This is a genomic window from Poriferisphaera corsica (assembly GCF_007747445.1).
GTDB classification, from domain to species: Bacteria; Planctomycetota; Phycisphaerae; order Phycisphaerales; family Phycisphaeraceae; genus Poriferisphaera; species Poriferisphaera corsica.
On the sequence record NZ_CP036425.1, the window covers coordinates 1,823,522 to 1,837,562 of the forward strand.

General features: G+C 47.7%; 12 protein-coding genes. 9 read left to right on the top strand and 3 right to left on the bottom strand.

Annotated elements, in window-relative coordinates:
- The first annotated feature begins 23 nt into the window (after positions 1-23).
- From KS4_RS07350 to KS4_RS07375, 6 genes are all read left to right on the top strand, one after another.
- A complete protein-coding gene (locus KS4_RS07350) occupies positions 24-1,391 on the top strand; it encodes a GGDEF domain-containing protein (RefSeq protein WP_145076598.1) in 1,368 nt (455 codons plus the stop codon).
- Positions 1,392-1,588: 197 nt separating this feature from the next.
- Entirely contained in the window at positions 1,589-2,635 is a 1,047-nt protein-coding gene (locus tag KS4_RS07355) for a LacI family DNA-binding transcriptional regulator (RefSeq protein WP_145076600.1), read from the top strand.
- A gap of 122 nt (positions 2,636-2,757) precedes the next feature.
- Positions 2,758-3,573, top strand: coding sequence for a prepilin-type N-terminal cleavage/methylation domain-containing protein (locus KS4_RS17900; RefSeq protein ID WP_145076602.1), 816 nt, complete (start codon positions 2,758-2,760; stop codon positions 3,571-3,573).
- Positions 3,574-3,617: 44 nt separating this feature from the next.
- Positions 3,618-4,115: a hypothetical protein gene (locus tag KS4_RS07365; RefSeq protein WP_145076604.1), complete on the top strand. Its 498-nt coding sequence runs from the start codon at positions 3,618-3,620 to the stop codon at positions 4,113-4,115.
- A 286-nt stretch (positions 4,116-4,401) separates the two neighbouring features.
- Positions 4,402-6,369, top strand: a complete 1,968-nt coding sequence (locus KS4_RS07370; RefSeq protein WP_145076606.1) for a transketolase — start codon at positions 4,402-4,404, stop codon at positions 6,367-6,369.
- A 103-nt stretch (positions 6,370-6,472) separates the two neighbouring features.
- On the top strand, positions 6,473-7,060 hold the full coding sequence (locus KS4_RS07375) for a class I SAM-dependent methyltransferase (protein ID WP_145081519.1): 588 nt from the start codon (positions 6,473-6,475) through the stop codon (positions 7,058-7,060).
- A 69-nt stretch (positions 7,061-7,129) separates the two neighbouring features.
- Here KS4_RS07375 and KS4_RS07380 read toward each other — a convergent pair whose 3' ends face one another.
- The 3 genes from KS4_RS07380 to KS4_RS07390 are packed head-to-tail and all read right to left on the bottom strand — an operon-like array spanning position 7,130 to position 11,528.
- Positions 7,130-8,596 carry an RNA polymerase sigma factor gene (locus KS4_RS07380; protein ID WP_145076608.1) on the bottom strand — a complete coding sequence of 489 codons (1,467 nt, stop codon included), beginning with the start codon at positions 8,594-8,596 and terminating at the stop codon, positions 7,130-7,132.
- A 2-nt stretch (positions 8,597-8,598) separates the two neighbouring features.
- Positions 8,599-10,074: an RNA polymerase sigma factor gene (locus tag KS4_RS07385; protein ID WP_145076610.1), complete on the bottom strand. Its 1,476-nt coding sequence runs from the start codon at positions 10,072-10,074 to the stop codon at positions 8,599-8,601.
- 2 nt (positions 10,075-10,076) lie between these two features.
- Entirely contained in the window at positions 10,077-11,528 is a 1,452-nt protein-coding gene (locus KS4_RS07390; RefSeq protein ID WP_145076612.1) for a sigma-70 family RNA polymerase sigma factor, read from the bottom strand.
- A 222-nt stretch (positions 11,529-11,750) separates the two neighbouring features.
- On the opposite strand from KS4_RS07390, the gene pyrR reads away from it, so the two are divergent.
- From pyrR to gmk, 3 genes are all read left to right on the top strand, one after another.
- A complete protein-coding gene (gene pyrR, locus KS4_RS07395) occupies positions 11,751-12,305 on the top strand; it encodes a bifunctional pyr operon transcriptional regulator/uracil phosphoribosyltransferase PyrR (RefSeq protein ID WP_145076614.1) in 555 nt (184 codons plus the stop codon).
- Positions 12,306-12,367: 62 nt separating this feature from the next.
- A complete protein-coding gene (locus tag KS4_RS07400) occupies positions 12,368-13,369 on the top strand; it encodes an aspartate carbamoyltransferase catalytic subunit (RefSeq protein ID WP_145076616.1) in 1,002 nt (333 codons plus the stop codon).
- 38 nt (positions 13,370-13,407) lie between these two features.
- Complete coding sequence (gene gmk / locus KS4_RS07405) at positions 13,408-14,040, top strand: guanylate kinase (RefSeq protein WP_200761677.1); 633 nt, start codon at positions 13,408-13,410, stop codon at positions 14,038-14,040.
- The last annotated feature ends 1 nt before the right edge of the window (position 14,041 follow it).

Consider the following 14,041-nt stretch of genomic DNA (forward strand, 5'->3'; position numbering starts at 1 on the left):
GGTGATTGAGAGTGGAGAGAAGCATGACATCGCATGTGCGAGACGAGTTGCAAATTGAGATTGAGCGTAGCGAGATGTTGCGTGGTGAGCGACGATTGCGCGTGTTGTGTGTGGGGGGTGGGGAGTTGATCTCAGCGGTGAGCAAGATTGGAGATCGGGTTGAGATTGCGTGTTGTGAAAATTACATGATGGCGCTTGGTGAGTTAGCGAAGCGTGAGGTTGATGTGGTGATTGGTCAGGCGAGTGGATTGGTGCTTGCGGCGGGATCGATTGCGAGAGGGTTGAAGCGTCTTGCGCCTAATGCACGATTAGTCATGGTTGCAGATGTGGATGAAGGAGTTTTGCGGGAGGCGGCTGAAAATGGATTTGATGCGATGGTGGGGTGGCCGTTGGATACTGAACTTTTGAGGGTAGCGTTGATGGGTGGTAGTATTCAGCAAGTGACTGAGCCTGATGTTGTGGTTCATGAGCTTAAGCCTATAGAACAAGATGAAAATGCTGATCACGACATCGATCCGAGTGAAGATATTGATGCGGATGATGCGTTGGGTGATGTGGATTTAGTGGATGCTCTTTTAGATGATGAAGGCGGGTTGCGGAAGATGGCGATGCGTTTGATTGCACAGCAATCTGGGATGGATGGGATGAGATTGGTTGGGCCAAGCGATGAAGTGAATGGAGGGGAAAGTAGTGTTGCGGTGGAATATGGGGGACGCGTGTTTGGCGTGTTGTGCGGGCCGAGGGATGTGATGGGTGAAGATGATCTCGCGATGTGGAGCGCGTGGTTGTCACGTTGGCTTGCATTAGAAGATCAGGTACGACAGTTGCATATGGCGGCGATGAAAGATGATCTTACGGGTGCGTGGAATAGGCGGTATTTTTATCGATTCCTTGAGAAGATTATGGTGAGGGCGCGGAGTGATCGTTCACAGGTAACGGTAATGGTTTTTGATATTGATGATTTTAAGAAGTATAACGATCGATACGGCCATGCGGCTGGAGATGAGATACTAAGTGAGACGGTGAGGTTGATGAATTCGGTGGTGCGTGAGCATGATGTGGTTGCGCGGATAGGTGGGGATGAGTTTGCTGTTATATTTTGGGATGCGGACGGGCCGAGAAAAGCGAATAGCCGACATCCGGAGGATGTGATTATGGCGGCGAGACGTTTTCAGAAAGCTGTGTGTGGATGCGAGTTTCCGAAATTGGCGGACGAGTCGAAGGGTACATTAACGGTAAGTGGTGGTCTTGCGAGCTATCCATGGGACGGGTGTACGGGCGAGGCATTGGTGGAGAAAGCGGATGGGATGGCGTTGGAGTCGAAGCGTAAGGGGAAGAATGCGATTATGTATGGGCAAGGGGGCGATACGGCTTGCGGGCATCGCGTATAGGGTTTTGGGTGAAATGACTAGCAAAAGGATGTGGATTAAAGAATTCTTGATCTGAATAAACGAATTTTACTTGACTAAATGCTTTTATTTAGTTTAAATTACCCTATCGTAGAGCAGAATTAGAGCATATCACGTAGATTTATACGGCTTAGAATTGGTTATTAAGTAGTAAAATCGTTCGTTCAGGACCGTTATTCATGGGTACAGACACACCGACAAAGAAGCAGGAACGTATTACCACGTTGAGTGGTTTGGCGAAAAACCTTGGGTTGTCGCCGACGACGGTTTCGTTTGTTTTGAATGGTCAGGCGAAGGAACGGAAGATATCAGATGCGACGGTTCAGCGGGTGTTGGAATATGTTCGTGAGGTTGATTATGTGCCGAATGCTTTGGCGCGTGGGTTGAGGCAGAAGCGAACGCATGCGGTGGGTGTTGTGTTTCCGCATTTACGAGGAGACTGGGCGCACCGGATTATGCAGGGGATTGTGGATGTGTTGGGCGAGTCGCGAACTGTGCCGTTGATTGTGTGTCATCATGGTTCGGGCGAGCATGAGATTGAACTGTTGAAGTCGTTGGTTGAGCGAAGAGTTGACGGGATTATTTGTAACCCGATTGCGGATGGTTTTAGACGATACAGGCAAGTGATAGAGCGTGGGACACCGATGGTTTTTTTAGGCGATTCACCGCGTAATTTGGATGAAATCAGTTATGTCGGGTGGGACCCGGGTGCGGTTGAGATTGCGGTTAAGCATTTGATTGAGTTGGGCCATAAACGAATTGGATATTTGGGGATTAAAGATGATCGGAAGATGGCTCGGATGCGTCAGCAAGCGTTTCGCCAGACAATAGAGGAGGCGGGGTTGAAATGCCGTGATGGCGATATTGTTTTGAATGATGCAGGGGTAGAATTTGATCATGAAGTTGATCGATTGATATCGGGTGAGGATGGTTGTACCGCTATGTTTGCGCTTTACGATGATATTGCGATTAGTGTTTTAACGTATTTGCGCAATAAGGGCGTTCGTTGTCCTGAGGATGTTTCGTTGGCAACGATCGGGGATGCACCGTTGGTGTCTGCACCGGGTTATGAGATTACGACAGTGCATGCGCCGGTTGAAGATGAAGGGCGAGCTGCGGCTGAATGCTTGAATGAATTGATCAAGCAGCCGAAGCGTGGAGCGATTCATCGAATCGTTCCGGGTGGTTATTTGATTCGTGGGGCGACAACGACGACTGTTTCTTGATTTAAAGGTGTTTGCAAAGCCTTAGTGTTGGTTTTGCTGCTAACTAAAACGATTAACCACTTTGAGCTAAATCGTTTTATCAGATAAGAGGTCACTTCTTTTTTTAGAGGAATTCAAGGGTTATGAAAACAAAAAAAGCATTTACGCTAATTGAATTGTTAGTTGTAATTTCAATTATTTCACTACTGATAGGTATCTTGCTGCCTGCTCTGGGTGCTGCGAGAAAGACGGCGAGTAAGTTGTCATGTATGTCGCAGATGAGACAGATCGGGACTGCGAATCAGATTTTTGCGGTTGATCACGATGATTTTCTGGTGAAGCATTGGGAAAATAGAGGGCCGTTGGATGCAGACCCATCTGGATATGGCGGGGATGCATCTTGGGGTTACGAATTTCCCTTTCAGAGTTGGGATTACATTTTGTCGCAAGTTGTGAGTAATAAATCAATTTTCAAATGCCCTGATGAAGATGGTGAAGTGATGTATAGCTCATGGGTTGGAGATTGGGCAGGCCCGAATTTTGCGGATGCTCATATCCATGCCTCATATCGGCTTAATATGGGCCACCATGCAGACACGCGAAAAGGGATGCGTGTAAGTGATTTTAAGAATCCGTCATCTTCTATGGTTATTGCGGAAGGTTTGAACGCTGAAGATCCGGAACGCTATCTTGCTCAATGGGTTTCTGATATGAAGTCTCGAGTTGGCGAACTAGTGGTCGATAATACGGCGTTCAATCGTCATGGCGGCGGTACGACAGAATCGATTAAGGATGGTATTTCAAATTATGTTTTTGTTGATGGTCATGCTGAATCAATGGCATGGGGCGTGAGTTGGGATCGATTGGGCGGTACGGATAGCAAGCCAGAAACGATTTGGCGAATGGAATATGAGGATAGTCGTTACAACAATGGTCAGCCTTTGACGAACCAGAACTGATTGAGAATTAGTTAGATTATTCTTTGCACTTTTAGGTGATCATTATGAGTTTAAAAGAAAAGCTTGAACAAAATAAGCCGCTGAGCATGATAGTAATGTTGTGTGTGATAGGACTATCTTTGAGTTCTGTGTGTTACTACATGCTTGGCGGTGGTGGGGTCGTGAGAGATTACGAGCAGGCGTTCTTTACGGTTGATGATGGCGTGAACTATTTCGCGGCAGATGCGATGAATGTGACGGGGTTTGAGCATGAGGGGCAGATCGCGTATCGAGCGTATATATTCCGTGACGGAGATGGGGAGCCGTTTGTGGGGTATATGGAACGGTATACTGCTGCAGGTCGCAAAGCTGCACTGAAAGCGATGGCGGATTCAAAGGCTGGGAAGCCTACAAGCTTGAGTTTGCCGTTGGTCGATCAGGAGGTCAAGAAGCCGGGCGATAAGTCTTGGACGAAACGATCAAATCCAAGAATTGGTCGGGTGGTCCGTGTGGTTGGGGTGGATGGTTCGAGTCGAAAGATCGAGCCGGTTTACCCTGATTAAGTTTAGTGACGTTTATGTAAAGTGTGAAAGCTCAGCTGATAGGCTGAGCTTTTTTGTGGTGGTTGTTTGTGTAATTGGAGTTGGCGAAGCGTGAGTGAGGTTTGCTGTCTGGTGGAAATTGTCGATAATCGAGACTATCCAAATAGATGAAGTATGGGGCTGGGGAGGAATTGGGGAGGATATCCCGTTGAGGGTGTTTGGGGGTGTCTAGGATGGGGGGTGTGTTGTTGGGCAAAAATAAAGTAGTTTGGAAATATAACATAGTATTTTAAAAGGGTTTACCGATATGTCGCTCGATTCAACTATTCATGCTAAGGCAATTGAACTCATCAAGCTGAATTACGAAATGACAAGTGCGGCAGGATCGGGTCATCCGACGAGCGGTGCAAGTTTGGGGCATTTGGTCACAGCGCTAATGTACGCGCATATGCGGTACGAGCCGAGCAATCCGAGTCATCCGGGGTCGGATCGATTGGTTTTGAGTGAAGGGCATGCTGTACCCATTGTATATGCGGCGTGTGCTGACAAGGGGGTGATGATTGGAAAGGATAAAGAGAGTTGGCGGGCGATGACGCGGGCAGATGCATTGACGCTGCGTCAGTTGGATTCTGTCGTGGATGGGCATCCGAATCCTGTAGAAGGGTTCCCATTTTTTGACGCGGCAACCGGCTCTTTAGGGCAAGGGTTAAGTGTTGCTGCTGGGCTTGCGATTGCAGCTCGCGCGGATCAATTAGATAAGCGGATTTTTGTATTGATCGGTGACGGTGAATCACGTGAGGGACAGATTTGGGAGGCGGTTGATTTTTTAAAGGACCATGACCTGAAGGCAGTATGTCCGATTTTCAATTGCAATGTATATGCACAGTCTGACAAGGTGAGTCCACAGCAGGGTTGGGAGACGACGGAGAAGAAACTAGCTGCGGTGGGTTATGAAGTTTTGGTGATTGATGGTCATGATCCGAAGCAGATTATGGATGCGCTGAATCGTCATGCTGAGGTACAAGCGAGTGGTGTTGGTGAGCCTGTGGCAATTGTCGCTAAGACAGTGAAAGGATGGGGAGCTGAATCGCAGCAAGGGAATGGTCATCATGGTTCTGCAGTGAAAGCTGGAGAAGCTCTTGAAGCGGTGCTAGCGGAATATGATGAGAAGGGTAAAGCGTTGGGTGCGTACGCATTGGGTGGTTTACGCGTACCGGATATGTCGCCTCGGAAGAGTGTGAAACGTGAGACAGGTGATTCGGTCGGATTTGATAAAGCGCTTGAGCAGTTTGGGATGGGCGATGTGATTGAGAAGGGGCAGATCGCGACGCGGAAAGCGTACGGTGTGGCAGTCAAGGCGCTTGGGCATGTGAATACTGAAGTGTTCAGCTTGGATTGTGATGTTCAGGGCTCAACATTTGCGAGTATGTTTGCGAAAGATGAGTCAATCAATAGCCGCTTTGTTGAGTGCCGAATTGCAGAGCAGAATATGATGTCAGTTGCAGCGGGTTTGAGTGCAGGTGGTAAGATTCCATTTGCATCAACGTTCGCGAAGTTTGCTGCAAGGGGATATGACCAGATTGAGATGGCGGTGAATAGTGGTGCAAATCTGAAGGTTGTCGGATCACATGCGGGGATTACATTGGGAGCGGATGGCCCGAGCCAGATGGGGATGAGTGACGTGGGCTGGTTCCGAACATTTACGACGATGAAACGGCCTAATGGCGAGCCAGGTTTTTATGTGCTGACGCCGAGTGATGGGTACCAATGCTATTCGCTAGTTAGAGAGATGGCGAAGTATGACGGGCCATGCTATTTACGGACGTTGCGTTCTGATACGGAATTTTTGTACAGTGATGATGATGAATTCAAATTGGGTGGGCATGAAGTGCTGTGTAAAGGAAAAGATTTATTGATCTGTGCGAGTGGGCATATGGTGCATGTGGCAAGTGCGGCGTTGGAGCAGTTGTATGATGAGGGCGTTGATGTGACGCTGGTTGATATGTATTCATTGCCGTTTGATGGGGATGCGATTTTGGACTTGGCGAATGAGTGTGAAGGTCGAATTTTAACACTTGAAGATAATTATGGTGGCGGAATGGGGAGCGCGGTTGCCGACGTGATCGCGGCAGATGGCGGGGGTTTTGAAGTGAACCAGATGTATGTGAAGAAGTGTCCGAAGAGTGCACTGAGCGGAGAAGAAACTTTACGTGCTTGTGGTTTAGGGATCGAGGATGTCGTGCGTGAAGCGAAGGAAATGCTTGGAATTAGTTGAGAATTTTAAATAGTACGAATAATATTTGAAGCGGCAATGTTGTGCATTGTCGCTTTTTTTATTTTTCGTTTTAAGGAGGTGAATTATGGTTGAATGGAAGCAGATGTGGGATGAGCGTTATTCTGAGAAAGAATATATATATGGGAGGGAGCCGAACGAATTTTTGGCAAGTGTGACAGATCGGTTACCTCAGGGTGGCCGTGCGCTGTGTTTGGCTGAAGGGGAAGGGCGTAATGCGGTGTGGCTGGCAAAACAGGGGTTTGATGTTGTGGCTGTTGATATGTCAGCGGTTGGTCTGGCGAAAGCGGAACAGTTAGCTGAAGATGAGGGTGTTTCGATCGAAACAGTCTGTACAGATCTTGAGAATTTCGAGATCGGTCATGAGCAATGGGATGTGATTGTAGTGATTTTTGTGCCGGTGCAGCCAGCACTGCGCAAGAAAATTTATCAATCAGTTAGGGATGGATTAAAAGCGGGAGGTAAGTTTGTGATTGAGATGTATACGCCGCGCCAACTAGAAAAAGGGACTGGCGGTGGATCGGATATCAATGTGATGGTCGATGAATCGATCATCCGTAAGGAATTAGTTGGATTAGATTATGAGATTCTCGAAGAAATGGATCGTGAGATCATTGAGGGAAGCTATCACACAGGTGATAGTGCGGTCATCCAAGTGTTAGCAGTAAAATAGTTGATAGAAGTGAATTGTAGAATACTAAAAGGGCAGCGAATCATCGTTGCCCTTTTCTTTTGATGTTGCTTAGGTGTAGGTCATTGCTTGCAACTTTTGGTTGAGTCGAGGTTCAGCGAGGTAATTGAGCATGTTGAGGGTGAAGTCACCTTGCATGGATTTATGTGAGCCGATGCTGTCGAAGAAGAAAGATGTATTGACGATGACGCGGCCGCTACCGATATTACCAACGACAAGGATTGGTTTACGTGTTGGTTTAGGGCATGCGATACGGTAATGGTGGCTTGTTGGTAGGACGGCTTGATCGTTTTGTAGGAGTATTGTGGTTTCGGGCTTTGGGATGAAGACCGGGCCGCAGCCGGGGATGCTGAGTGAGTCGCCGGGGGCGAGACCTTGGATGATGGGGTGACGTTTTAGGACGGTGCTTTTGAGGGGGATGTGGCAAATGTTGGGGTGGACGTGGTGGTAGCCGAGGTACGACTGGGCGAGCATAAGATTTTGTAAGCTGTGGTGATGGTGGCCAGGGATTGCGCCGCCACAATGCCCTTCGTTGAGCAGGCCAACACCTGATTCGACGGCTTCGGTGATGGCACGGATGATGGTTGGGCTGATGGCGAAGTTGTAGCCAAGGGTGATAACATCGAGTGTCTTGAGTGCTTCGGCGTTAGTCGCGTCCATGTAACCTGCGTTGAAGGAGAATTCGCGGAGTGAGGCTTCAACGGGGCCGTAGTCGATGGACCCGGGTTCGATGAGGCCTACGATGTGGAGGTTGGGATGAGTGATGCGGCCCATATTGATGAGTTGGAAGGCGAAGTGTAATCGTGTGCCATGCTTACTGCGGAGCATGTGTGATTGTTGAGAGATAAAGATACCGATGCGGATGGGTTTGAGCGTGCGGTCGCGTTTGTGAGGAGACATGGGGAGTAGGTGAGTGTTTGTTGGGGCAACGTGTTCGGGTGTGTAATTGAGGACAGCGGATACGAAGAGATGATCGTTGCACAAATCGTCATAAGTATCGAGCTGCATCTCTTTGAATGTTGAGCGCAAAGCGTATTGTGCATCTGCGAGTCGGCGTGATGCGGTAGATTTTGAGATCTGTTTTTGTTCTGCAATTTGGTAGAGCGGTTTGTGTTGGATGTGGTGATGGATGATGTAGGACTGATATTCTTTGGAGATTTGGTTTAGTGCGTGGTCGAGTCTGTAATAGAGCGATTCCCAAGGAATGGTATGCTCGGGAAGGGTTGCTTTTGTTTCACGGCGGAGGCGTTGGGATTGCTGGTGTCGGTTGATGGAGATGGCGGTATTGCGAGCAGTGCGCGCGAGCCAAGCGAGGTGGTTGCTATGAATGTTTTGAAGATGGTTCGCGAATTTAATGAGTGTTTCTTGGATCGCATCGTCGGTATCAGCAGAATCTTCGATGTATTTACGGCAGATGCTAGTGATGTATGGGGTGACTTCACTGACAAGGTCTGCAAAAGTATTTTCATCCAGCGTTTGGATGTAGCGGTTTACGAGTTCTTGAAGTCGTTCCTGCATGGCTATTGGTGTGCTGTTAGTAATGATTGTTTTTGTTTGATGCGAGGTTCGGCGAGCCAATTAAGCATTTGGCGGATGAAGTTGTTGTTACCACCTCGAAATTTTGGATGTTCGCCGATGCTGTGAAAATAGAATGACGTATTAATAATGATTCTACCAGACCCCAGATGGCCTGTAAGAAGTACGGGTTTTTTGATTGGAGTTGGGTGCTCTACATATTGTGAAGCAGGTGAAGGTCGTACGGGTTGTATGTCTTCGATGAGAATTTTGGCATTCGCTTTTGGGATAAACACTGGTCCACATCCAGGTATAGGTAATTCGGTGCCTTTTGATAAGCCCGGGATGATTTTATGTGAATGCTTGACGCAGCTTTGGGTTGGTATATGACATCGGTAAGGGTGTGTGTGGTGGTATCCCAAGTATGTGTCAGAGAGTAGGAGTTGCTGGATTTTAGGATGATGTAATCCTGGGAAAATAACACCTGCGTGGCCCTCATTGAGAAGTCCGACTCCGGATTTGACGGCTTCATGTATAGCATCGATCACGGATGTAGCTAACACACTGTTGTAGCCGAGTGTAATCACGTCGAGTGTTTTCAATGCTTCGGTATCAGTTGCATCCATATATCCGGCATTGAAAGCGTACTCGCGGAGCGTAGATTCGATCGGACCATATTCGATTGTTCTGGGTTCAATCAGCCCAACGATCCGGACGTTTGGATGCTCGAAACTACGTAGATTTACGATCTGAAAACGCATGAGTGAATGATTACCGTTGCGATTCTTTTTAAAAAAAGATTGATGTGAAATAAAAACACCAATACGAAGTGGTGTTGATTGATTGTTGTGTGCGGTAAGTGATTCAATTTCAAAAGAATTGGGTACGGGCGTGTGTTGAGGTGTGTAATTGGCTATCGCTGTAACGAACAAATGATCATTGCATAAGTCTTCGAATGTATCGAGTCCGAGATCTATGAAGGTGGTGCGGAGTTGATGTTGAGCTGCTGCCAATCTACGTGAAGCTGTTGCACGTGAGATGTGCATTGTGTTGGCAATTTCATAGAGAGGAGTGTGTTGGAAGTGGTGTTGAATGATATAGAATTGGTGTTCTTGTGTAAGGTTATTAAGGGCTTGATCGAGTCGATAGTAGAGTGATTCCCAGGGGATGGTATATTCGGGGAGTGTGGCTCTCGCTTCACGGCGAAGGCGTTGAGATTGCTGATGACGGTTGATTGAGATGGTGGTATTTCGCGCGGTACGAGCGAGCCAAGCGAGATGGTTATTGTTGATGTTGAGGATATTGTTAGCGAACTTAATTAGTACTTCCTGAACGGCATCGTCGGTGTCGGAATTATCTTGGGCATACTTTCGGCAGACACTATAGATGAAGGGTGTTACTTCATTAACAAGCTCCGCAAAGGTGTTCTCGTCCATTGCGTGGATGTAGCGATTAATGAGTTCTTGAAGACGTTCCTGCATAATTATTGGTGGACTGTCAGTGATGATTGTTTTTGTTTAAGGCGAGGCTCAGCGAGCCAATTAATACAATTGGCAAGGAAGTTGCCTTGTATTTTTGGATGATTGTTCATGTGACTGATGTTGGTCATGTTGCAGATGACGGTTCGGCCTTTACCGATGTGACCAGAGACGATCGCGGGGCAACGTATTGGGCGATCGATGGGAAATTTGTTGTTGTAAGATGAAGCTAATAGATTTTTTTCGACAATCAATTGTGCATCGGGTTTGGGAATGAAGATCGTACCGCATCCAATAGCTGTGATTGAATCTCCAGGCTGAAGGCCTTTTAGGATAGGGTGTTTCTTACGAACTGTTGCAGGACATGGCTGGCAGCACTGAATGCCAGCTCCTGGGACATGATGAAAACCGAAACATTTTTGTGCAAGCATCAAGCGGTGTAAGCGGGGTGAATGGTAACCGGGTATACGACTACCGATGCGGGATTCACTGAAGAAACCGACCCCTGAATGGACTGCGTCATAGATGGAGTCAAGCACTGCATTTGGGGTGGCGTAATTCGTGCTAACGAAAATGACATCAAGTGTTTTTAGATTTTCCGTGTTGGTAATGTCCATGTAGCCACCAGTAAATTCACGCTCACGAAGCGTTGCTTCAATTTGAGGGCATTTAATAGAGCCGGGCTCGATGAGGCCGATTATACGGACGTTGGAGCAATTTTTGAGGAATGTGGTATTGTAAAGTTGAAACCATGTGCTGAGGTAGATCTGTTTAAAGTGGTAGTTTTCGGGGGTTTCTAAGGAAAATTGTGAGATGTATACGCCAACGTTAATCGTAGGGGTATTAGGATCGTAATCAGTTGTTCTGTAAGTTGGGGCAGGGGTATAGTTGAGTATGGCGTGGGTGAAGAGGGCGTCAGTACAAATTTCATCAAGTGTATTGAGATTAAGACCACGGAACACATTACGGAGTTTTTTGCTGGCGGCGGCGAGCCTACGTGAGATGGTGGCTACTGAGCATGATCGCTGACTGGCAATAGCCGAAAGAGTTTGGTGTTGAAGAAAATGCGAGAGGATGAGTGTGCGTTCTTCGTCTGTAAGCTGTTCTAGAGCAATATCGAGTCGTGTATAGATAGCATCCCAAGCGATAGACTCTTCGGGCATGGTTGCGAGATGCTGGATACGTTGGCGTTGTGATTGAGCTTTACGGTTGTAGCTAATGGCGATGTTGCGCGCGGTGACAGCGATCCAAGCTTTGAGATTGGTGTTGATGTTTTGTGCATGTTGGGCGAGTTTGATGAAGGCGTCTTGGATGACATCTTCGTGATTGGCCTTGTCGACGAGATATTTATTGGTGACGCTTGAGACGAGGGGATATAGCTGGTCGACAAGCTCCGCAAAGCACTGCTCGTCGCAAGTCACCTGATAATGGCATAATGTCTTATTGATGTCTGCCAAATTTGCCCCGAGAAAATGGAATTGCGCTTACGGAAAGCGGGATGCACCGCATTGGATTAAATCATGGGATAAAGCAGGTAGATCGTCAAGCATGGTGGGAAATCAATATATCAAGGGTGATTGATTGTGAGAATGGGTAAAAAATGGCAATAAAGCATGTTTGAGCTTGGGGATATAGTTGGGGCGCTTTATAGAGAGGGCGGTGTTGAGTAAGATTGCAGTATGAAGAAGCTAGCAGATGCACAAGAGGTCGGAAAACTTGTTAGTGAGCTTGCTGGAAAAGTGAGTGGGCGGTTATTGGGTAATGGAGGCAAAGCATCTGATTGGGCATTGGTGGGGATCAGGAATCGCGGAGATAAGCTAGCTGAGCGGTTGGCAAAGGCGATTGGAGAAGAAAAATTTGCAGATCGTGTTGGCGTGCTGGATATCACGTTGTACCGAGACGATTTGTCGGAAGTGGCGGCTCAGCCGATCGTACAGACGACAGAAATCCCGTTTAGTGTGGATGGAAAAGATGTGGTTTTGGTGGATGACGTACTGATGACGGGGCGGTCAGTGCGGGCAGCGTTGGCATCATTGATGGATTTTGGGCGGCCTAAGCGGGTGTGGTTAGCGGTTTTGGTAGACCGAGGTGGCAGAGAATTGCCGATTCGTGCGGATTTTGTTGGTTTAGATCTATCCAAGGGAGCTGTTGGGTTGGAAGATGGGGATCATGTGCAGGTATTATTAGATGAGGTGGATGAAGTGGATGCGATTGAGGTGCGTGAAGCAAATTAAGTGTAAATCCGTCAGAACGGAAGCAAAACAGAAATAATGGAGGGGCGGGATTGGGTTGAGACATGAATCCCGATTTGAAGGGTAATGCGATCGTGAATAGCGAGCTGAATGTAAAGAGCGAATATCAATGGCAGCATAAGCATCTGCTGGGTATTGAGGGGCTGGATGCGGAGGATGTTCGTTTTCTTTTGAAGACGGCTTTGAGCTTCGAGAGTGTATCGACACGGAGTGTGAAGAAGGTCCCAGCTCTGCGAGGCAGGGTTGTGGTGAATCTGTTTTTTGAAGATTCGACACGCACACGCGCAAGTTTTAATCTCGCGGCCAGCCGATTGAGCGCCGATGTACTGGATTTTTCAGCAAAAGCATCCAGCGCATCCAAAGGGGAAACGTTGAGTGATACCGTAAGAACAATTGAGGCGATGGGGATTGATGCGATTGTTTGTCGTCATAGCTTAAGCGGGGCGGCAGTACAGATTGCAAAATCCGTCAAATGCTCTGTCGTGAATGCTGGGGATGGGCAACATGCTCACCCGACGCAGGCATTACTGGATGCATACACGATTGCAAAACGTAAGGGATTAACCGATACCTTTGATTTCACGGGATTGAAGGTGGCGATTGTGGGCGACATTGCTCACAGCCGAGTGGCGAGATCAAATATTAAGTGTTTGCAGAAATTGGGGGCAGAAGTGATTCTGGTTGGACCACCAATGCTGGTGCCGAGCACTTTTGAAGCTCTGGGTTGCCGTATTTCTCACCGATTAGATGAAGTACTACCGGAGGTTGATGTCGTGAATATGCTTCGCGTGCAGTTTGAACGGTTGGAAAGTCAAGCGTTTGCGAGCAAGCGTGAGTATGCTGCATTTTATGGGCTAACGGAGGAAAAAATGAAACTGGCGAAGAATGATTTGCTGGTGATGCACCCGGGCCCAATGAACCGTGGATTGGAGATTGAGTCTCCGGTAGCAGATGGACCGAACTCGGCAGTACTCGAGCAGGTCGCAAATGGATTAGCAGTCAGGATGGCAACGCTATTCTTGGTGACTGGGGTGAATGACGCCTGATTTGTTGATACTAATACTGGAACCGAAAAGAGTTGAATGTGAGTCAAGAATTGCAAGACAATATCGATGCCATCCGAGAGCAAGCTAAGAGCCAAGGCTTGCTGTTGATCATTTCCGGCCCGAGTGGTGTTGGAAAGACAACGATCACGACGCAGGTCGTAAAAAAGCTTGAAGCGGCTTTTAGTGTTTCTATGACGACACGGCCGATGACACATGAAGATGTTGATGGGCGTGATTACCACTTTGTTTCGGAAGAGCAATTTCGCCAGGCCGTAGCGAGTGGTGATTTACTTGAATGGGCAGAGGTGTTTGGAAATCTATATGGCACACCGCGTGGAGCCGTCGTGAAGCAGTTGAATGAAGGCAAGATCGTCATTCTCGAGATTGATGTTGAAGGTGCGATTTTGGTTAAACAGAATATGCCTGAAGCGTTTGCGTTGTTTGTATTGCCACCAAGTGAAGAGGAACTTTTGGGACGATTGCGTAAGCGGCAGCGTGAATCTGAAGAGATTATTCTGCGACGGTTTGCAAAATCAAAAGCAGAAATTGAACGCGCAAAAGCAAGCAGTGTTTACGATTGTTTTCTTACGAATGATATTCTCGAGCACACAATTCAAGAGGCTGTGCGGGTCGTGGAATCAGAACGGATGCGCCGTGTTATTGCTGAGTGAT

What these genes read in the sequence shown, in the direction of transcription:
- KS4_RS17900 (WP_145076602.1), top strand. Translation starts at nt 2,758, where the DNA reads ATGAAAACAAAAAAAGCATTTACGCTAATTGAATTGTTAGTTGTAATT.
- KS4_RS07400 (WP_145076616.1), top strand. Translation starts at nt 12,368, where the DNA reads ATGAATCCCGATTTGAAGGGTAATGCGATCGTGAATAGCGAGCTGAAT.
- KS4_RS07375 (WP_145081519.1), top strand. Translation starts at nt 6,473, where the DNA reads ATGTGGGATGAGCGTTATTCTGAGAAAGAATATATATATGGGAGGGAG.
- KS4_RS07365 (WP_145076604.1), top strand. Translation starts at nt 3,618, where the DNA reads ATGAGTTTAAAAGAAAAGCTTGAACAAAATAAGCCGCTGAGCATGATA.
- KS4_RS07355 (WP_145076600.1), top strand. Translation starts at nt 1,589, where the DNA reads ATGGGTACAGACACACCGACAAAGAAGCAGGAACGTATTACCACGTTG.
- KS4_RS07380 (WP_145076608.1), bottom strand. Translation starts at nt 8,596, where the DNA reads ATGCAGGAACGACTTCAAGAACTCGTAAACCGCTACATCCAAACGCTG.
- KS4_RS07385 (WP_145076610.1), bottom strand. Translation starts at nt 10,074, where the DNA reads ATGCAGGAACGTCTTCAAGAACTCATTAATCGCTACATCCACGCAATG.
- pyrR (WP_145076614.1), top strand. Translation starts at nt 11,751, where the DNA reads ATGAAGAAGCTAGCAGATGCACAAGAGGTCGGAAAACTTGTTAGTGAG.
- KS4_RS07350 (WP_145076598.1), top strand. Translation starts at nt 24, where the DNA reads ATGACATCGCATGTGCGAGACGAGTTGCAAATTGAGATTGAGCGTAGC.
- KS4_RS07370 (WP_145076606.1), top strand. Translation starts at nt 4,402, where the DNA reads ATGTCGCTCGATTCAACTATTCATGCTAAGGCAATTGAACTCATCAAG.